19 protein-coding genes, 4 tRNA genes and 1 riboswitch are annotated in these 19,049 nt (G+C 60.7%); of the genes, 11 read left to right on the top strand and 12 right to left on the bottom strand.

Going from position 1 to position 19,049, the window contains the following annotated elements; all coding sequences use genetic code 11:
* Nucleotides 1-13: 13 nt before the first annotated feature.
* Both ACFWAD_RS09045 and ACFWAD_RS09040 read right to left on the bottom strand, forming a co-directional pair.
* Nucleotides 14-1,093, bottom strand: coding sequence for an LLM class flavin-dependent oxidoreductase (locus ACFWAD_RS09045; RefSeq protein ID WP_378532039.1), 1,080 nt, complete (start codon nt 1,091-1,093; stop codon nt 14-16).
* Between the two features lie 4 nt (nt 1,094-1,097).
* Nucleotides 1,098-1,193: riboswitch (SAM riboswitch) on the bottom strand.
* Nucleotides 1,194-1,373: 180 nt separating this feature from the next.
* The gene (locus tag ACFWAD_RS09040; RefSeq protein ID WP_378543001.1) at nt 1,374-3,002 is read right to left on the bottom strand and encodes an ABC transporter substrate-binding protein; all 1,629 of its coding nucleotides are present in this window, start codon (nt 3,000-3,002) and stop codon (nt 1,374-1,376) included.
* A 281-nt stretch (nt 3,003-3,283) separates the two neighbouring features.
* Here ACFWAD_RS09040 and ACFWAD_RS09035 point away from each other — a divergent pair, with 281 nt between their 5' ends.
* A complete protein-coding gene (locus ACFWAD_RS09035) occupies nt 3,284-4,675 on the top strand; it encodes an MFS transporter (protein ID WP_378542999.1) in 1,392 nt (463 codons plus the stop codon).
* A 488-nt stretch (nt 4,676-5,163) separates the two neighbouring features.
* On the opposite strand, the gene ACFWAD_RS09030 is transcribed toward ACFWAD_RS09035, so the two are convergent.
* The 4 genes from ACFWAD_RS09030 to ACFWAD_RS09015 all read right to left on the bottom strand — a co-directional run bounded on the left by ACFWAD_RS09030 (nt 5,164) and on the right by ACFWAD_RS09015 (nt 6,358).
* A tRNA-Phe gene (locus ACFWAD_RS09030) sits at nt 5,164-5,240 on the bottom strand.
* Nucleotides 5,241-5,310: 70 nt separating this feature from the next.
* A tRNA-Asp gene (locus tag ACFWAD_RS09025) sits at nt 5,311-5,384 on the bottom strand.
* A 135-nt stretch (nt 5,385-5,519) separates the two neighbouring features.
* Nucleotides 5,520-5,592, bottom strand: a tRNA-Glu gene (locus tag ACFWAD_RS09020).
* 112 nt (nt 5,593-5,704) lie between these two features.
* The gene (locus tag ACFWAD_RS09015; protein ID WP_378532033.1) at nt 5,705-6,358 is read right to left on the bottom strand and encodes a TetR family transcriptional regulator; all 654 of its coding nucleotides are present in this window, start codon (nt 6,356-6,358) and stop codon (nt 5,705-5,707) included.
* A 406-nt stretch (nt 6,359-6,764) separates the two neighbouring features.
* On the opposite strand from ACFWAD_RS09015, the gene ACFWAD_RS09010 reads away from it, so the two are divergent.
* From ACFWAD_RS09010 to ACFWAD_RS09000, 3 genes are all read left to right on the top strand, one after another.
* Nucleotides 6,765-7,256, top strand: a complete 492-nt coding sequence (locus ACFWAD_RS09010; RefSeq protein WP_378542997.1) for a MarR family winged helix-turn-helix transcriptional regulator — start codon at nt 6,765-6,767, stop codon at nt 7,254-7,256.
* The gene (locus ACFWAD_RS09005; protein WP_378542995.1) at nt 7,253-8,644 is read left to right on the top strand and encodes an MFS transporter; all 1,392 of its coding nucleotides are present in this window, start codon (nt 7,253-7,255) and stop codon (nt 8,642-8,644) included. The genes ACFWAD_RS09010 and ACFWAD_RS09005 overlap by 4 nt, the downstream gene beginning before the upstream one ends.
* A gap of 12 nt (nt 8,645-8,656) precedes the next feature.
* Nucleotides 8,657-8,729: transfer RNA gene (locus ACFWAD_RS09000), tRNA-Lys, on the top strand.
* 73 nt (nt 8,730-8,802) lie between these two features.
* Here the strand turns inward: ACFWAD_RS09000 and ACFWAD_RS08995 are convergent.
* Both ACFWAD_RS08995 and ACFWAD_RS08990 read right to left on the bottom strand, forming a co-directional pair.
* Complete coding sequence (locus ACFWAD_RS08995) at nt 8,803-9,654, bottom strand: alpha/beta fold hydrolase (protein ID WP_378542993.1); 852 nt, start codon at nt 9,652-9,654, stop codon at nt 8,803-8,805.
* 62 nt (nt 9,655-9,716) lie between these two features.
* Nucleotides 9,717-10,025 (bottom strand): hypothetical protein, encoded by a 309-nt coding sequence (locus ACFWAD_RS08990; RefSeq protein WP_378542991.1) that lies wholly within the window; start codon nt 10,023-10,025, stop codon nt 9,717-9,719.
* A 394-nt stretch (nt 10,026-10,419) separates the two neighbouring features.
* Between ACFWAD_RS08990 and ACFWAD_RS08985 the strand changes: the two genes are divergently transcribed.
* Both ACFWAD_RS08985 and ACFWAD_RS08980 read left to right on the top strand, forming a co-directional pair.
* The gene (locus tag ACFWAD_RS08985; protein ID WP_378532023.1) at nt 10,420-11,091 is read left to right on the top strand and encodes a hypothetical protein; all 672 of its coding nucleotides are present in this window, start codon (nt 10,420-10,422) and stop codon (nt 11,089-11,091) included.
* Nucleotides 11,091-12,287: a PrsW family intramembrane metalloprotease gene (locus ACFWAD_RS08980; RefSeq protein WP_378532021.1), complete on the top strand. Its 1,197-nt coding sequence runs from the start codon at nt 11,091-11,093 to the stop codon at nt 12,285-12,287. The genes ACFWAD_RS08985 and ACFWAD_RS08980 overlap by 1 nt, the downstream gene beginning before the upstream one ends.
* Before the next feature lie 38 nt (nt 12,288-12,325).
* On the opposite strand, the gene ACFWAD_RS08975 is transcribed toward ACFWAD_RS08980, so the two are convergent.
* Nucleotides 12,326-13,135 (bottom strand): CPBP family intramembrane glutamic endopeptidase, encoded by an 810-nt coding sequence (locus ACFWAD_RS08975; RefSeq protein WP_378532019.1) that lies wholly within the window; start codon nt 13,133-13,135, stop codon nt 12,326-12,328.
* A gap of 86 nt (nt 13,136-13,221) precedes the next feature.
* Nucleotides 13,222-13,767 (bottom strand): TetR family transcriptional regulator, encoded by a 546-nt coding sequence (locus ACFWAD_RS08970; protein WP_378542989.1) that lies wholly within the window; start codon nt 13,765-13,767, stop codon nt 13,222-13,224.
* Between the two features lie 121 nt (nt 13,768-13,888).
* Here ACFWAD_RS08970 and ACFWAD_RS08965 point away from each other — a divergent pair, with 121 nt between their 5' ends.
* From ACFWAD_RS08965 to ACFWAD_RS08955, 3 genes are all read left to right on the top strand, one after another.
* On the top strand, nt 13,889-14,362 hold the full coding sequence (locus ACFWAD_RS08965) for a DUF4334 domain-containing protein (protein WP_378542987.1): 474 nt from the start codon (nt 13,889-13,891) through the stop codon (nt 14,360-14,362).
* A 29-nt stretch (nt 14,363-14,391) separates the two neighbouring features.
* Complete coding sequence (locus ACFWAD_RS08960; protein ID WP_378543826.1) at nt 14,392-15,480, top strand: NAD(P)-dependent alcohol dehydrogenase; 1,089 nt, start codon at nt 14,392-14,394, stop codon at nt 15,478-15,480.
* An 84-nt stretch (nt 15,481-15,564) separates the two neighbouring features.
* Complete coding sequence (locus ACFWAD_RS08955; protein WP_378542985.1) at nt 15,565-16,764, top strand: low temperature requirement protein A; 1,200 nt, start codon at nt 15,565-15,567, stop codon at nt 16,762-16,764.
* Nucleotide 16,765: 1 nt separating this feature from the next.
* On the opposite strand, the gene ACFWAD_RS08950 is transcribed toward ACFWAD_RS08955, so the two are convergent.
* Together ACFWAD_RS08950 and ACFWAD_RS08945 are read right to left on the bottom strand one after the other, a co-directional pair.
* Nucleotides 16,766-17,350, bottom strand: a complete 585-nt coding sequence (locus ACFWAD_RS08950; RefSeq protein WP_378542983.1) for a hypothetical protein — start codon at nt 17,348-17,350, stop codon at nt 16,766-16,768.
* Between the two features lie 45 nt (nt 17,351-17,395).
* Nucleotides 17,396-17,773 (bottom strand): MmcQ/YjbR family DNA-binding protein, encoded by a 378-nt coding sequence (locus ACFWAD_RS08945; protein WP_378542981.1) that lies wholly within the window; start codon nt 17,771-17,773, stop codon nt 17,396-17,398.
* Nucleotides 17,774-17,873: 100 nt separating this feature from the next.
* On the opposite strand from ACFWAD_RS08945, the gene ACFWAD_RS08940 reads away from it, so the two are divergent.
* Both ACFWAD_RS08940 and ACFWAD_RS08935 read left to right on the top strand, forming a co-directional pair.
* On the top strand, nt 17,874-18,320 hold the full coding sequence (locus ACFWAD_RS08940; protein ID WP_378532009.1) for a hypothetical protein: 447 nt from the start codon (nt 17,874-17,876) through the stop codon (nt 18,318-18,320).
* A 99-nt stretch (nt 18,321-18,419) separates the two neighbouring features.
* Complete coding sequence (locus ACFWAD_RS08935; protein ID WP_378446578.1) at nt 18,420-19,007, top strand: DUF937 domain-containing protein; 588 nt, start codon at nt 18,420-18,422, stop codon at nt 19,005-19,007.
* The last annotated feature ends 42 nt before the right edge of the window (nt 19,008-19,049 follow it).

Here is a 19,049-nt window from a genome sequence, read left to right as displayed (position 1 = left end):
GCACGAAGTCAAGTCAGGAAGAGTGGGCGAATCGATTTGCGGGCCGCTGCAGCCCGAGGTTGCCCCTCAGCGTCGAGCCCGGAACGGGGCGCCGCGTCAACCCGGCCTTGGACAACCCCGGAAGCACGAACTTGGCCAGCACAGGGAGGTCCTCGTCGATCACGAGAGCGTGGAAATGAACACCGTCGAGGTGCCCGGCCAACTCTTTCAGAACTGCGGCCGCCTCCCCCGGATCTGCAGCCAGGAGCAGTCGACCACTGTCGACGGCTTTCCCGTGCGAGTTCAGCTCAGTCAGCCGCTGCGCCGCAGACAGATTCGGCGTATCGAAAGCCACATCGACCTCGGCGACCACCAATGACGCGCCCTCATCGCGCGCCTTGGCAGCCGACTGTGCGATGGCCTCCACCGAATCACCGGACACGAGAACAACATCCGCCTGGTGTGGTTCGATGGCGCCGTAGCGGCCGAAGACCACCAACTGGCCTTGCGGCGGCCGCGGAACGATGGCCGGCCCCTTCACCGAGAACGTGTCGCCCTCGAAATTGACGTAATGCAAACGATCACGCTCGAGGAACCGTCCACTGAGATAGTCACGGACGACGGCGTCGTCCTCCCACGAGTCCCAGAGATCAGTCACGACGGTGACCGAATCCCGCTGCTCCTGCTGACGCGCCGACTCCGTTGCCACCGGAGCTCTCCCCCACGCCCTCGCCGCAGCGTCGTCCTCGACCGGAACGGCAAGCCAGCCGCCGCGCCCGCGGGAGGAGTAGTCGAGCGTCGCCAATTGCGAAGAGGTATGGAATGGTTCGGCGTACGTGGTCCCGACGACGGGGACCAGCCCGATCGTGCTGGTCGTCGCCGCCACGTACGCCGCCCTCGAGACAGCGTCGATACGACCGACTACGTCACCGCTCGGAGGAAGGATGGAATCGTCGAACGTCGCGAACGTGAAGCCCGCATTCTCGGCAGCCGAGACGCGATCGCGCACGGTCTTACCCGTGAGCAGCTGGTCCGGGCGGTGCGAGCTTCGGCGCCAGGCAGCGGGGTGAGTACCCTCGCCGTCCAATTCGATACCCACGGCAAAAACAGTCATGCGTCCTCCATCGGTCCTGGCGGTAGCACCCACACTGCGGTTAGGTAGCGGGTTGCTGCGGCATCATCGAGCCAGGTCTCTCAGCCACTCTGGATGGTGGATGCAATCTATGTCGACCACGACAGGCAAGTCAAATTCGATCATTCGAATTACCTTGACTAGCAACATATTTCAAAAGAATCACGATGATCGAAAGGGTTGCGTGTTCACGCTATCGAGCTGGGCACGACAAAACCCCGCCCGACTCACGTCGGACGGGGCTCTCGGGTTGCGCGTATGGCTACTCAGCGCCCATCCATGCCTGGTCGAACAACATGATGCCCGTTGCGGTCGGAACCACACCGTGCACGTTCTTCTGCCAAGCCCAGAAAGAGGCCAATCCACCGACCGGAGCCGACGGAACCGTTTCGTTCCACAAGGTCTGGATCTTGCTGATCACGGCCAGCGCCGACGCGTTGTCCTTCGTCTGCTGCAGATCAGCGATCAACTGATCCATAGCGGGGTTGGCGTAACCCGCGGTGTTCGCCATCGAGGTGCTGTTGGTCGTGGAGAACAATCCGAGATCGAGAATCGACTCGTACATTCCGATACCCGCGTGCGCGAGGTCGAAATCGTGCTTGACGTAGACGTTCTGCACGATGTCGCCGGCGTTGTTGGCCAAGATCAAGTTCACCTCGAACCCGACGGCCTGCAACAGTGACTGCACGGCGAGGCCGATCGCATGGTCCTTCGGCTCACTGAGAACGACGTAGTCAAGAGTGCCGTCGAATCCGTCTGCCTTTGCCTGATTCAGAAGTTCCTTCGCCTTTTCGGGGTCGTAGGCAATACCCGGGGTGTCTACATGCCATTGGGACGTCGGTCCGAACAACTCCGAGCCCGGCAGTCCCTCACCGTTTTCCACTCGCTGATCGATCAACGTGGTGTCCAGCGCGTAGCCGATAGCCTGTCGAACGCGAACATCCGAGCCCGGTCGGCCTTCACGGTTGTTGACGATCTCGGCGCTTCCGGCATTGAGCACGTCGATGTAGCCGGGGTAACCAGCGGACTTGGCAGAATTGATCGCCGACGTCAGGCCACGAATGTAAGCGACGTCGAGCTGTCCGCTGTTCAATGATTCGAGATTGGCCTGCGGACCGTTGAGTGCAACCATCCGCAACTTGTCCAGCTTGGGAGCGCCGCCGTAGTAGGAAGGGTTGGCCTTGAAGATTCGCTCGACGCTCGGTGTGAAGACATCTTCGGTGAAGGGTCCGGCTCCAACCGCAGTGAACTTGTCACCTTGCTGCGAGCTGGGAGCGACGATCATTCCGTGGCCGAGGGCCAGCATCGACGGAAAACGCATCCAGGGCGTAGTCAGAGTGAAGACCACGGTAGTGGCATCCGAAGCTTTCATCGAGGCGACCGATGCCAGCCACAGTTCTGCGCCGTTGCCCTTGCCTGCGTTGTACCGATCAATACTCGCGATCACCGCGTTGGCATCGAGCGCAGTGCCGTCACTGAACTTCACACCGTCGCGAAGTTTCAGCGTCCAGGTGGCTCCGTCGTCAGCTGTCTCGAGCGATTCAGCCAACTTGGGCTCGAACTCGCCGCTCGCAGTGTCGTAACTCATCAGGACGTCGTACACAGCAGCGAAGGCTTCACCGCCGGAACCGCCGCGTGCGGCAGTCTTGGTCGGGTCGAGAGTGGGAACGAGCACCTGCACGCCGTAGGTCATCGTCCCGCCGGCGACAGCGCTCCCCGGATCGGACTGCTCGTTGACCATGCCGGTCACAATGTCTCCCGACGCGGTCGTCGTGTCGGTACCGCTGTCGTCATTGCTGCTCGCGCAGCCCACCAACAGGACACCGGCACCGAGCAGCGCCACGGCGACACGGCCGACTTTCCCGATACGCCGAGATCTCGAGTTCGACACGGAGATTCCACCTCACTTCCAGTAGACGCGGCCAGGAATCGGCCGCAACCCGCTAATAGTGAAGTTCTCGGCGGAGTGACGCACAGCACGTTCCCGGTGACCGGACATTCACCGAGACGGATAGATCCAGGCACTCGAGTCGGAAACGCCCGCTGTTACCGAGGCGGGTCAGGCCCCCACCCCAATGGTGAGCAAACTCATATTTTCAATGCAACAAGTATTGCAGAACACACCTAATGCAGCTAGCGTTGCCGACGACATTCCCGTCGATTGGAGGAATTTTGACCGAATTACCCGTTTCACATGCAGTCTCGAATGAGGACGATTTGCTGCTCCGCCTCGATCGACTCAAGCCCGGACGCCCTCATCGCAAGCTGATGTTGATGGGTGGACTCGGCTACACTTTCGATTCGTTCGACGGCGCGCTCATGTCATATGCGCTTTCAGCACTGATCGTGATTTGGCACATCCCGAAAAGCACAGCGGGGTGGCTGCTGTCGTCGATTTTCGTCGGCTACCTGATAGGCGCTCTGTTAGCCGGTGTTCTGGCGGACCGGTTCGGCCGTCGGCGAATGATGCTCACCGCGCTCCTGGTGTTCTGTTTTTGCAGTCTCTTGATAGGGACATCGACGACGGTTCCCGAACTGTTTGTCTGGCGGATACTCGCCGGCATCGGACTCGGCGCAGAGGCCACCTTGATCGCGCCGTATATCTCCGAGTTTCTGCCTGCACGAGTCCGTGGCCGATTCGTCGCCCGCACCATCAGTTTCCTTGCGCTCGGGTACATCTTGGCAGGAGTATTGGCGCCAGTGGTGATCGCACCCCACCCCGAAACCGGTTGGCGGATCGCGGCAGTGATCGCAGCACTGCCCGTAGTCTTGCTTCTCTGGTGGCGGCGCAGCATGCCCGAGTCACCCAGGTACCTCCTCTCACGTGGGCGGGTCGCCGAAGCCACCGCGATAATCGAGGACTTCGAACGAAAATGCGAGGTCGATCCCGAGGCTCTCACTGAAACCGCGCGGACCCAGACGAGCGCACCAACGCAGTCCAACGTCAGTGCCGGGGGCATGTTTGCGCCGTTGACGAAATTGTGGGCCGGGCCATTGGCACGCACGACGTTGATGTTGTGGCTGTTGTGGTTCGCGCTGACGGGCGCCCACTACGGATTCTCCACCTGGCTGCCAACGCTGCTTGTGACGGACAAGGGATTCACAATCACCAAGTCGTTCCTGTTCACCTTGGTGGTCGGGATCGCGCAGATCCCCGGCTACTTCGTCGCGCAATTGCTCATTGATCGACTGGAACGCAAATGGTTGATCGCCGGTTACGTGTTAGGTGCAACCGGCTCCGCCTTGCTGGTGGCGTTGTCCGACAGTAATTTGATGCTGCTTGTCGGTGCAGCGCTGCTCGCCGCATTCTTGAACGGAGTCGCTGCCGTCTACTACACCTACACCGCCGAGCTCTACCCGACCTCGATCCGCGTGACAGGCATGGGCGCTGCATCCGCAGTGGGCCGAATAGGTGCCATCGGCACACCAATCGCAATCGGTTACCTGTCCGCGGCTGGGGTCAGTTTTGCGCAGATCTTCCTCGGCCTCGTTGCATTACTGGCCACCGCGATCGCTGTTGTGGTGGTTTTGGGACAGAAAACGTCGGGCCGCGCCCTGTCCTGAGACGGTGAAGATTCCTTGTACGTCGCGGATTCTTCAATGCGGTCGATTGATACCTCGCCAGGATTCGAAGTGCCGAGCTTCCCGGCAGTTCGCACTGTTCTGTCATCACCACTCAGAGACCATTGTGGGCAGACCGATGAGGGGCATGCCTTACATATCGCCCAGCGGTGGATGCGGACGGACATGAAGACGTGGCCGAGTAGGCGCTTTCACCGAAAGGGTCTGAACTACAAGGTTTTACACCAATTTCCTCGATGAGAGCATCCCCTGACAGCATCGGATTCTCATGCCACGCCATAATTGAGGTTTGGACTTCGCGACGGGTAGCTGTAAGCGCCGGAACAATGCTTACAGCTACCCGTTGCAGCATTCCCAGCCGGTTCGGGTCGGAGAATAGTTACCTCTGGAAGGAAAACAATCACTGAACGAGAAAAGGCTCCGACATCATGTCAAGACACATGATGTCGGAGCCTTTTCTCAAAAGATCATGGTGGCCAGGGCCGGGATCGAACCGGCGACCTTCCGCTTTTCAGGCGGACGCTCGTACCAACTGAGCTACCTGGCCGGACGGCACCCGAACCGAATGCCTATCGCATTGCGTTGTTCTCAATCAAGAGACTGAGAACAACGCTTTGCGACCCTGACGGGACTCGAACCCGCGACCTCCGCCGTGACAGGGCGGCGCGCTAACCAACTGCGCCACAGGGCCTTGCTTTTTCCTTGCTGTGAAACCGTACTACATCTTCGAGCCGCTCCCAAACCACTGTCCTGGTCTGGCATTTGTGCATCTCAAAGCGTGTCGTGCGGGTCAAACCATACTGCATCGTTTCGCTTTCGCAAAACGTACCCCCTACGGGATTCGAACCCGCGCTACCGCCTTGAAAGGGCGGCGTCCTAGGCCGCTAGACGAAGGGGGCCCGCCGGATCTCTCCGAACTAGTACCCCAACGGCGTTCCGTTGGGAGCTTGGATAGCTTATGGCACGGCATTCGGAAATCACAAATCGCCTGTTCACGGGCGAAAAAGTACGCTATTCGGTGTCAGGGAACTCCACCTGAGGCCATCCGTCACGATGGAACGTCTCCAACCACTGCGGCGTCGCCATGGCTTCGAGGACCACTTCGAGAGACTCCTCGAACCACTCGCCCAGCTCTCCACTGGAGGCAATCAGGTCTGCCATGTACCGCTGACCCGCAAGGCCGGCCGCCAGCACGCGCGTGAATTTGACCGGGTCGGCATCTTCTCGCAGCAATCCGTCGTCCTTGGCACGTACCGCCAACTCGTAAGCGGTCTTACCCCAGACCTGCCCGCCACCCGATTGCACGTCCTTGTAGAACTCGGGCTCGATGATCAGCCGGAATTCCGCCTGCACGATTACCTCGGCACGAAAGACTTCGGCAATGTCGAGCACGAGTCCGTGCAATGCAACGAACGGATCGAGGTCTGTTCTCTTGGCCCAGCGATCAGTGATTCCAGTGAAGGTTTCGATGGCTGAGGTCAAAACTGCTCGCGCCAACTCTTCCTTGGACTGGAAATGAAAATACATGGCGCCTTTGGTGGCGCGGGAGCCCTCGAGGATCGTGTTCACCGACGCAGCTGCATAGCCGCGCTTGGCGAATTCGACTGCAGCCGCTTCGACCAGGGCGGCGCGGGTACGCCGCGCACGCTCTTGTTGACGTGCCATTTACGGTGTTGTGCCTCTCGCAGAGTTGGTACGCAGAATCGCCGTGATCGGCGCCTGTCATCCCCCCGAAACTTCACAGTATCCCCTCCAACACACCCTACGTAAGGACTAGAGCGATACCCGCCAAAAGTACTAGTCGCAATCGGCTGTTCAGGGGACAACAACCGACTTTATGCCCAAAGGACACCAAGTGGTATGGTTTTGGCCGCTCGGGTGCGGCACAGGGGGTGCGCATCCGAGCTCTTTATTGCCTGGGACGCCGACAATCCGACCATTCGGGTGAAACCACTTTGCCGACCAAGGCGTAACAGTCCCAGTGTTTTAAGCAACCAAAGCGATTGTTTATTCCCCATTTTTCGACAAAACAGCACTGGAAGCATTGAAATAACACAGTTAGACTGTCTAAATGAACGCAGGTAAGGATCGCAGCGAAACCAGAGACGACATCGACGTACTTTGGGATGATCTGGGCGCCTTCGTCCGGCGGCTCCGCACCAAACGCAACGACCACAAACTCACGCCAAGCCAAATCCAGGCCCTCGGCCACCTAGATCGACAAGGTCCGTCGACCGCGAAAGCGTTGGCGCAGTTCGAGCGAGTCACGCCGCAGTCCATCGCAAAGACGGTGACCGCACTCGAAGAGCAGGGGATGGTGACACGCAGTTCGGATCCATCGGACGGTCGCGCGGTCCTGGTCACGATGACCGAACTCGGGACATCGACCCTGCACGAAGACCGAACGAAACGCACAGCGTGGCTGGCCGAGGTCATCGAAGCCGAGTGCACCGAAGCCGAGCGCGACTTGCTGCTGATCGCCGGCCGCATCCTGCGCAAACTCGGCCAGGACGTGACCCCAGCATCCGCATCCGCATCAGAGGAGTCACTGATGAACCCGTGACCGCCGTCGCCGTAACGTCGACACCCCAAACCTCCGTTCCGCTGAAACTGAGTCTTGCTCTCGGTTCGGGAACCGTTCTTCAGGCATTGAACTCGTCGATGATTGCGGTGGCAATCGTCCCGATCGCCACCTACTTCGGTTCGAGTTCCGGCACGGCCTGGGTGATCTCGGCCCTCTACATCGCGACTGCTGTCACGGCCCCGGCTGCCGGGCGACTCGGATCTATTCTCGGAGCCAAACGCGTCTACCTCGCCGGGTTGGGCCTGATCGCTGCTGGATCGATCCTCGGCTCGCTCGCTCCGTCACTGGGTTGGCTGATCGCCGCACGAATCCTGCTCGGAATCGGCACCGCGACACAGTATCCGAATGCAATGACCGTCATCCGTGAATATGCCGATCGCCACCGGGCTCAAACCCGTTCAGCCATCGCAACACTCACCATTTGTGCACAATCGGTAGTCGCACTGGGGCCTACCCTCGGTGGGTTGCTGGTCGGCACACTCGGTTGGCAGTCGATCATGTGGGTGAACCTCCCACTTGTCGTAGTTACTGCAATATGGGTCCTCTTCGCCGCTCCGAGCGACTCCGCCCTGCCCGACAGGGCCGGTGCCGCTGCTCTGTTCAAGTCTCTCGACCCACTCGGCATCGCCCTGTTCCTGGCACTGACGACATCTACGATGCTCTTTCTCCTCTCTCTTGCCGAGCAAGCGAAGTGGTACCTCGTCCCGTCGACGGCTCTATTCGCGTTCCTGTTCGTCTGGTGGGAACGGCGAACCACCTCGGCGTTCATCGACGTCCGAGCTGTCGCGCGAAACCGAGCGTTGAGCATGACTCTCGCCCGGACCCTTCTGACCTACACGGCGTTCTACTGCATTTTCTTCGGACTCCCCCAGTGGCTGCAGGTGGCCCGAGGAATGTCACCGATCAGCGCGGGACTCTTCATGCTCCCTGTCGCTGCGGTCGGGATCTTCGCGACCATGTCCGCATCGAGGGTGTACGGGAAATTCGGCGCACGGATCACCCTGCTGATCGGCACCGCCGCCTTGGCGGTTGGCGGGGTTCTGATCGCCTTTGTCGAATCGAGCTCGACGCCACTGGTGGCGCTCCTACTGATCGCGGCGATCCTGGGCATTCCCAACGGCTTCAACAACATGGGAAACCAGAACTTGATCAACTCGGTGACCACCTCTGCAGATGTCGGAACGGCGATCGGCCTGTACCGAACAATCCAGTACATCGGCGCCAATCTTGCTGCCGTCGTCATCGAGCTGACCATGCGCGGAACCATCGACGACGCGGGTCTGCATCGCACCGGTGGGACCATCGCCATCATCGGAATTGCACTTCTGGTGGGGGTGGTGTTTTCACGAACCCTGCGGTCCCGTTAGACTCTGCGCCGCGCCCCTATAGCTCAGTTGGTAGAGCTACGGACTTTTAATCCGCAGGTCGTAGGTTCGAGTCCTACTGGGGGCACAAACGCAGACCCGGCACCTCATTCGGAGGCGCCGGGTCTTGTGCATTCGAGCTACACGAATGCATCAGCAAGTCATCGAAGCAGAAACTCGAGGGTCACCCGCTCGAATGCCTGCTTGGCTTCGATCATCACCCAGTGCCCGCAGTTCGGGAAGACGTGCAGTTCTGCGTTCGGAATCAGTCGCATCGGAATCATCGGCATGTCCGGTGGGCACTGCCGATCATCGAGCCCCCACGTCAACAAGGTCGGGCACTGCACCTTGTGCATCATCGACCAGTAGGGCGGTGCGTCCGAGTTGGCCATCATCTGCTGCTGAGCGGCAAAGGCTTTGGACCCGTACATCGCCGACAATGCCTGGTGCGAGGCCGGGTCGTTGGCCGTTTCCCACCGCTCCTCGATCCGCTCCTCGGTGATCACGGATTTGTCGTAGACCATGCACTCGAGCCAGCGAACCAACTTCTCGCGACTGGGACCGTCGGCGAAGTCCTGCAGGAGTCGCGTGCCTTCACTCGGGTTCTGACTGAAAATGTTCGGACCGATGCCACCGATGGTGACCAACTTGCGGACGCGATCGGGAAACCTCATTGCGACGTTGACGCCGACTACCCCACCCATCGAATTGCCGATCATCGCAGCCGATTCGATTCCCAGCGCGTCCATGAATCGGTTCACCGACGAAGCTGCCGTGAGAACCGGATGACCGTCGACGGGATCGCTCACGCCGAACCCCGGGAACTCCAGGATGTAGCAGTGGAAATGCTTCGCGAACACCGCGAGGTTCCCCCGGTAATTCCGCCAACCACTCACGCCGATCCCCGAGCCGTGCAACAGGATCAACGGCGGACCCTCACCTGCCTCGTGATAGCGCAAGGTGCCCTTGTCGGTAGCGACTTCCCGTTTGGTCCCCTCATAACTCACGTCCACGACCCGATACTAGAACGTGTTTCAGATTTGCAGGACGGAACCTTCGAATGCGGCCGACGAGGTCAGAAGCATCCCCCACCACCTCGACGCCCACTGCGATTCGTGGACTTCTGCTCGCTCGGTTTCGGCTTCCCCGGTGCGGCCTTCACGCACCGGTTGGGGCGCCGCACCTGCTCGAAATGCCCAGCGCTCACTACATGGCCGGCCACGCTCACCCTGACCGGCGTGTCCGCGCGGGCGGTTCCGACTTGCGCCGAGCCCGCTGTCAGGGCGAATGCCGCCGCAACGACCAGCGCCATCTTCTTCGAGATCTTCATGCGTACTGCCACTTCGACACGGGTCCACTCCAGATGCTGAACAGGTGCGCGCACCGAAGGAACACGCTCGGTGTCGACGATATTCAGCCAGGGTGGCCGGCCGCGATCCTTTTGCTCACCAGCATCTGAACAGTCGACAACAAAAGTTTTGGCGGCACGTCAACATCCCGAGGGCGTCAACGAGCCGACGCCCAAGGTACGCACCGTTACTGAGAAATCCGTAAATCCAGACCGCCGCCTCACGCGACGGTCGAGCTGCACCTATTGCGAGTCCCGATGGAAACAACGCGTTTCGTCCGCAGTCCGAAACATCCGGTTTGATAATTTCTTCACAGACAAGCTCACTCCTCGGATTCTCGGGGCCTGCCGGCGCTCTCCGGTGAACAGGCATCGGAAACTGTTGTGCGCGAACTCTTCAACCCAGATACCCACAGAAGCCGAGGCATTGATGACGCAGACCAACGTCACGGAACGGGAAGGTCCGACGCCTACCCGATACGAACCCGACGACCGCTGGGTCCCGGTTGATCGGCGGTGGTTCGGTCTCGACCGCACGACCATCCTTCCGGCCGCCATCGTATTGGCTGTCGCAATCGTGATGAGCATCGTCATTCCGCAGATCAACGACGCCGTCTCCTACGACGACCCCGTCGTCGCGGGCGACGTCATGGAACTCCAGTACGGCGTCACCTTCGTTCCCGCTCCGGGGTGGGGAATCACCGACGGCGTCCGGGAGGCTGATGCACCGGTGACCGGTTCGTTCCCTCCTCGCGCCACACTCGTGAACGGAGGTGCGATGTTCACCGTATACACAGCGTCTTTCACCGGTGACGCAAACGCCCTCCTCGAACAGATCAAGAAGACTTCCGATGCCCTCGCTACCGAGAAGTCACTCCGGGTGAGCGACGATGCCTCCGCAATCACTACGGAAAGCGGCATCCGCGGAGTGCTGACCAGCTACTCGAATTCGACCACAGACGGCGTGATCGCCGCATTTGTCGTCGACGGTAAGGGCATCGAAGTGGTGTCCACCGGTCCGAGCGACGTGGCTCCGACGATCACCGACGACATCGCTCACATGATAGTGAGCATCGGCCACCGAACCGGAGAGGGCAAGTGATGACCGCTCCCGTAGTACAGACGACCGACGATCTGATCACCATTCGAGCGGAAGCTATCGAAAACTCGGGCTGGGGGCGGTCTTTCGCTTTCTATCAACCACGCAACGCAGCCTTCTGGGTGTACCTGCTGTTGGTGGTCAGCGGCGCCTTCAAGCTCTTCTCCATGCTCTCGGCCTCCGCACCCGCCTACGGCGACGCCATAGCATTGTCCATCGCGCTCTTCGGCGTGTACGGCGCGGTCTTCTGGTGGTTCACCCACCACATCGACCGGTACGCACGCCAGCCCGTCAAACTGATCGTGGTGGCGTTCTTCTGGGGCAGTTTCGCGGCTACGTGGGTGATGGCAGCGAACGCCAACGACGCGATACTTGCCCTGTACGCCAAAACGTTCGGACAGGCATGGGCGTCGGATTGGGGCGCAGGATTGACAGCGCCGTTCACCGAGGAAATCGCCAAGGGCGTCGGATTGCTCCTGCTCATCTCGCTGGCATCTCGCTTGGTGCGCACCGCGTTCGACGGCTTCATTCTCGGCGCCTTCATCGGGCTCGGCTTCCAGATCTTCGAAGACATTCTCTACGCATTGAACTCGGCTGCCTCGCAGTTCGGAGCAAATCCGGTCGGCGCCGAAATGTCGACGATCGTCCTCCGCATGGTCTTCGGAGTGGCAGCACATACGCTCTACAGTGCGATCTTCTGCACCGGACTGGTCTACCTCCTTGGGCGTCCGGCCGAACCACGGCGTGTTGGGCGTGGTCTCGCCTTGATGGCATCCGCGATGCTCCTCCACGGCCTGTGGGATTCCGCCGGCGCCTTGGCGCAGGGCAAGAATGCACTCCTCTTTCTGCTCTTCGTCATTATGATCGCTGCCGCCTTGATCCTCGTGGTCCGCGTGTTTCGAATGACGGTTCCGCGTGAGCGCCAGTTCCTCCGTGAGGTTCTCGCCCCGGAGGTCGAGCGCGGCGTCATCACCGGTGACGAACTGACGGCACTGTGCGGCGACCGTAAGGCACGCAAGGCTTTCCGGAAGTCAGCGGGAAACCATGCCGACCGCAAGCGCAACGGGTACGTGCTCGAGGCCGCCGCGGATCTTGCCGATGCGCTGGCCGAAGGCCGCGGAACAGAAAGCGGTCGAGTCGAATTCGCTCGATCCGAGGTAAGCCGAATCAGGAGTGGTCAGCCGTCGGTCAAGCTCTGACCGACAGCCGACCACTGTCCAATGCGGCGTTTCTCGGTTCAGAGGGCGAGGAACGCCGCGTTGGCCACCAGTGCCTGCGTGAAAAGCGTCCAGTCGTTGATGATGTGCGCACCTGAGGAGACCCACAGATTCTTCGTGCGAATGTAGGCAAGCGTCAGGATAATTCGAGCCCCACCGATAATGATGAAGGCTTGCGCGAAATTCCAGTCGTATGTCGGAAGGTGTGCTGCCGCAAACCACAGGGAACTGATCAGCCAGGCCAAGAGAATCGCGTTCTTGCGCGAAAGCTTTGCCTTGGCGAACAGGAAGTACATCACGGCGAGGAACGGGATGATCGTGAAGACTTCTTCACCGACAAGTTGGAACAGTGTCCCTACGTAAAAGGCAACGGTGTCCACAGCGCCGGCGTCGCCGACATCCTCGATTACGTCGTTGGCCGATACCCCGAAAACCGACTTGACGATCAAAGCCAATACCACCGTCAGAATGAGGTTGAGGACGGCAAAACCGATCATCACCAACACATCGTGGCCACTGACTTTGCGAAACAGGGCGCGCCAATGATCTCTTGTCACCATGGCCAGCACAGCCAACGGAACCGTCACGAACAGAATTCGTGGAATCAGGGCCACAACGTTGTCGGGCTGCGGGATGAGCACCAATGCAGCAAATCCGACGACGACGGATGCCCACACTGTCAACCATTGCTTCACCGAGAGCGCAGCGGGAACATCGTTGTAGAACGGGAAATCTGCGTCGTCACGACGCTCGATCAGATGACCGAAACGATCACCGGGAGTATCGGTTCCGCCTATCGGCAACTCGTGTGCTCCGGAACGACCACTCATCAATGTGCCCCTTTTAGGTAGACTTGTGGATCAATAGTTCCACGTCACGCCTAGCGGAGCAGCATTGAGATCCGTAATTCTCCGAGTCAGGGCACAGCAGTCAATCGACGAACCGCCTCCACCGCAGCCTCGCGACGTCGAGCGACGGTACGGGACGACTTGAGCGCAAACATCCGGGCGATGTCCGTGATCAACAGAATCAATTCCGTGGGATTCCACTCCGGATCAATGTGCCCCTCGAGCTGTCCCTTGCGAATCTCCGCAATTTTCGGCCGGAAGGTCTTGCTTCGTATGTCGTCCTCGCTCATGACATCCGGCGCTTCGAGATCCGCCCACTGCTGCAATCGAGCGTTCTCGGGATGGGCGACGTAGTTGTCGAAAAGCCGACCTGCATAGCCCGGCAGGTCATCACCTCGAAGCGCTGTCTCCGCTGTGGTTTCGGACGTCCACTGTTCAGTGACGGCAGCGAACAACTCTTCCTTGCTTGCGAAGTAAGCATAGAGACGGTCTTTGCTGGCACGCGCTTGCGCGGCGATTCGATTGATCCGCGCGCCGGCCAGACCGTACGTGGCAAATTCGTCCTTTGCGGCCGCCAGAATGCGGTCCCTCGTGGCTTCCCCTGCTGAGCGCATGTTCACAGCCTAGAACGAATCGACCGTTGCCGAACCATCCGGTTCGGCGTAGCGTGCAAAGTTGACGAACAATTTGGTTCGCGAACTGACATGCGGCCTACCCGCCGATGCAAGGAGAGACATGAATCTCGACGAAGCCCGAACCGCTTTCGCCCGGCTCCGTGCAGCGGAAAGTGGTGTGTCGCCAGAAGAACTCGACGACGTGTGGGCGGCGCTGGATACCGTCGCAGCCGCGGACATACTCGGTGATTGGAAGGGTGACGACTTCGCCACCGGTCACCGGCTGCACGAAAAGCTGTTCGCGAGTCGCTGGTACGGCAAGACCTTCAACTCGGTCGAGGACGCAAAGCCGTTGATCTGTCGCGACAAGGACGGAAACCTCTATTCCGACGTCAAGGGCGGCAATGGCGAAGCAAGCCTGTGGAACATCGAGTTTCGCGGCGAAGTCACGGCGACGATGGTCTACGACGGCGCGCCGATCTTCGACCACTTCAAGAAGGTCGACGACTCGACACTCATGGGCATCATGAACGGAAAGTCGGCGTTGGTTCTCGACGGCGGGCAGCACTACTACTTCCTACTCGAGCGAGCGTGATTCGCGCCGAACAGAATTCGACGTCTGCAATGCAGATGACAGCGGCGCTCTCGCACGGACCGCACTCCCCCTTCACACTCGACACCGTCGAGATCGACGAACCCCGTGCAGACGAGATCCTTGTTCGCATCGTCGCAACAGGTCTGTGCCACACAGATTTGTTCACGAAGTCGGTGCTCCCGGAAAGCCTCGGCCCCTGTGTGTTCGGGCACGAAGGGGCGGGGGTGGTCGAGGCCGTCGGCTCGTCGATCGACAGCATTTCACCCGGTGATCACGTGTTGCTGAGCTACCGCAGTTGCGGTGCGTGCAGGCAGTGCCTCAGCGGTCATCGGGCATATTGCGAAAGCTCCCACAGGCTCAACAGCTCTGGCGCACGCACCGACGGCTCGACGCCGATCCGGCGAAACGGAACTCCGATACGGTCTGCATTCTTCGGTCAGTCCAGTTTCGCGGAATACGTCATCGCCTCTGCCGACAACACCGTTGTCGTCGATCCTGCGGTGGATCTGACCGTCGCGGCTCCGCTCGGCTGCGGGTTCCAAACCGGCGCCGGTGCGGTCCTGAATCTGCTTCGCCCCGAGCCCGACTCGACGTTTGTCGTTTTCGGAGCCGGAAGCGTCGGATTCGCGGCGCTGCTGGCAGCACGGGCTGCCGGGGTTTCCACCCTGGTTGCCGTGGACCCCGTTGCACATCGACGAAGCCTCGCCGAGGAATTCGGCGCCGTCACCGTCGACCCGACCACCGAAGACGCGATGGAAGCGGTTCGCGCCGCCACCGACGGTGGCTCGACGCATTCCCTCGACACCACCGGCATCGGCGCCGTGATCAATCAAGCCGTCGCATCACTTCGTGCGCGGGGAACACTGGCGGTGGTCGGGCTCGGAGCGTCGACAGTCGAGGTGAACATGGCCGACATCATGCTGAGCGGAAAGGCAATTCGAGGATGCATCGAAGGTGAATCGGAAGTCGCGACATTCATCCCCGAACTCGTCGAACTCTTCACTGGTGGCCAGTTTCCGATCGACCGCTTGGTGACGCGCTACGCCTTCTCCGACATCGACAAAGCCGTCGAAGATCAAGCGTCGGGGCGCGTCATCAAACCCGTTCTCGTGTGGTGAGGGGCGAAATGTCTCATTCGTCGACCCGGCGGAATTCGCCCTAGACTGCGCTCCTGCACTTCACGTCGGAGCAAGGTGGGGACGATGACAGAACACACCAGTACAGGCGCGGGCCACGGCCGGGCCGTTATGCCGATCATCCGGATGCGCGCACGCAGCCGCGACGAGGACCATCGAGCGTCGACGCCACTCGAACTGTTCTTCGACCTGTGTTTTGTGGTGGCAGCTGCGCAAGCCGGAGTTCAACTGGTGCATGCCGTTGCCGAAGGCCACTACGCCGACGGCATCGCCGGTTACATGTTCGTCTTCTTCGCGCTGTGGTGGGCGTGGGTGAACTTCACCTGGTTCGCCTCTGCCTACGACACGGACGACGTCCCCTACCGGATCGCGACCTTCGTACAGATCTGTGGCGTTCTCGTCTTTGCCGCCGGAATCCCCGACGCTTTCGACGGAACCGACCGCACGACAGCTATCGTCGGCTACCTCATCATGCGGATAGCACTGACGTGCCAATGGCTTCGAGCCGCGAGCGGTGAAACCGGTGCGGCGCGAACCACAGCGCTGCAGTACGCCGCCGGACTCGTGATCGTTCAGGCGGGCTGGATCGTGCTGCTTCTGATGCCGGCGTCGGCGTGGATACCCAGCTTCTTCGTTCTGATGATTGCCGAACTCGCGGTGCCGGCAATCGCCGAACGCAACCACCAGACGCCGTGGCACCCGCATCACATCGCCGAACGCTACGGCCTCTTCACCATCATCATGCTCGGCGAAACCATTGCTGCCGCCACCATCGCGGTCCAATCCGGCATTCGTGACTTCGACGCCGCCGATCTACTGATCCCCATTGCCGTCGGCGGAGTTCTGATCGTGTTCTCCGCGTTGTGGATCTACTTCGCCGTCCCGATCCACGAGTACCTCGCAGACCAGGGCAATCGCGCTGTCCTGTTGTGGGGGTACGGACACTACTTCGTATTCGGGTCCGCTGCGGCCATCGGCGCCGGGATCGAAGTAGCCGTCGAGGAAGCAGTCGGCGAAGCGCACATTTCAACATTCGCAGCATCTGCTGCGGTCACGATCCCAGCCGCGATGTTCTTGATCTTCGTGTGGCTCATGCACTCACGGCACTTCAAGCGCGACAGGATCGAGCAGGCCGTTCTACCGGTGAGCGCAATCCTGGTTCTCGCCTGCACGTTCGCCGGACACTGGGCGGTCCCGCTCGCCGGACTGGTGGCGGCGGGAACCGTCGGAGTCGGTGTCGGCCTGAGTACTCGATCGAAGAGCTGACTCAGATTTCGGGAGCCGGTGCCTCGCCCTTGCTCTGCGGCTCGTGCTGCTTGAGTTCACCGCGCATCTTGTCGAGATCCTTGCCACGCTTCTTGTACAGGTAGCCGAGCGCAACGAGACCCAGGAACAACGCGACGCCGAGGACTGCACCGACAACGGAGGCTCCGCGGAATCCGGGACCGTCCACGTCGAGGATCCGCTCGCCCGCATGCGCTGCATTGTTGTTGCCGAGAACAACTGTCAGAGAGAGCAGATTCGGCAGCGCGAAGATGACACCCAACGCGAGAGCCGTGATCTGCATGATTCGAGCATGCTTGCGCTTGCGCACCTGCCAAACCGCCCGGAAGAAGATCAGCGGGACGAGTGTGCAGACGAGACCGAACAGTAGTCCCCACGCGATACCGGCGCTGAAGCTGCCGTTCGCCAGCGACGCAATGCGCTGCGCCCACCAACGCGGCAGGAAGGCGGCAAGGATGAAGTAGGCGATGACCAGGACCACCGCCATCACTGCGATCCCGATGGCCTTCTTCGCCCACGGCGGCATGCCCGGCTGTGCGGTGGCCGGTGAAGTTTCCGGTGTCGTCATGACAATTCCTCGTCTAGTCGGCGTCTGTACTGACGAATCTATCCGTTACGAGCGTTCCTCATCCGCATCGAGAACGATCCGGGCAAGCCGCTTCGGCGCAACGAGGGTGAACGAGGTGTAGATCCACTCCTCGAGCTGTGACCATTTCTCCTCGGAAACGTCGGTACCGATGTCGAGTGCAACCCACCCGTGGCGACCGAGCCCGTAGCCGGCAGCGCTTGCGCCTGGTTCGGTGGCCACCACCGCTTCGGATTCCTCCTTGCTCAACTTGACTGTCAAGGAGGTGGCTTCGAGGTTGCAGAACACGAAGTTCTTGCCGCGCACCCGGAACGTCGGGTGACCATCCCACGCTTCGATGTCGACACGCTCTGCCTCCGGCAGGGACAGCGAGATCTCTTCGAGTCGACGCATGTTGTCGGGCATGGAGATGATTGTGCACGCTTCGATACCGGGCTTCACACTCTCGACACGGCTAGGCTCGGCGACGACCGCGTTACCGAACTCCAATCATGGGGAGAGTGGCATGCGCACGTTAGTTCATCTGGTTCTGTTGATTTGTGGGATCGCCGTAGCCGTCGGCTCGTTCATGTACGTTCTGGCCGGCGTCAAACCGGGCAACGTTCGTCTCGAGGACCTGCGGGACGGTTTTCCGGCGGGCTGGGCGATCGAGCAGATCGGCGATCAGTCCGTGACCTTCTACCGTTCGATGGCGATACTTTTGCTCGCCGCCGCCGTTTTGATTCTGATTGCCGCATTGTTCGGTTCTCGTCTTGCAGCGTGGATCGGAATCATCGTGGGATTGGGAACTCTGGGCACGTTCTACTACCGAGTGAACGACCAATTCGACAACGTCATCAGGGAAAACTACTCCACGATCCTGACAAATCAGACAGGATTCATCTTGACGGCCGGTGGACTGATTCTCGCGCTCCTAGCGTGTCTGGTCCCCCGCGAGAAGACCCGAGCCTGACCGCTCGGCAACCGGAGGGTTACCGTCGACGCCGACATTCACTAGTGTCTGCAACAGCCGGGTACTGACGAGTAGTACCCCAGAAGAGGTAGGGCATCAATGGCATCGCTTGACGACCTTCTATCCCAGATCCCCATCGACCAGATCGCGCAGCAACTCGGCGTAGACCAGGCAACTGCCGAATCGGCGGTCAAGACGGCACTGCCGACCCTCGTCGGTGGCCTCGGCGCCAATGCGCAAGATCCGGCAGGCGCGGCCTCGCTGGAAAGCGCGTTGCAGTCGCACGCCGACACCAGCCTGCTCGACGACGGCGTCGACATCAGCAAAGTCGACACCGCTGACGGTCAGAAGATCGTCTCGAACATCTTCGGCGGCAACACCGATCAGGTCGCCAGCGCACTCGGCGGAGTCGGCGGCGGCGGAAACGATCTGGTGAAGCAGTTGCTGCCGATCCTCGCTCCCATCGTCCTGGCCTACCTCGCCAAGCAGTTCACCGGCGGCGGCGCAGGTGCGCAGACCCAGGCCTCCGGCGGCGGCGGGCTCGGGGATCTCCTCGGCGGAATTCTCGGCGGCGGTGGCAATTCCGGCGGCGGCATCGGTGGCGCACTCGGCGGCATCTTGGGTGGATCCGGTGGCGGCGGCCTCGGAGACCTGCTCGGCGGTCTCCTCGGCGGCGGCAAAAAGTAAGACTCTCGGCAGATAAGCGCTGCGGCGATCCCGTTCGGGATC

The sequence above is a fragment of the Rhodococcus sp. NPDC059969 genome (assembly GCF_042738325.1).
In the GTDB taxonomy this organism is placed as follows: Bacteria; Actinomycetota; Actinomycetes; order Mycobacteriales; family Mycobacteriaceae; genus Rhodococcus_F.
This window is presented reverse-complemented; position numbering and strand designations above follow the sequence as displayed.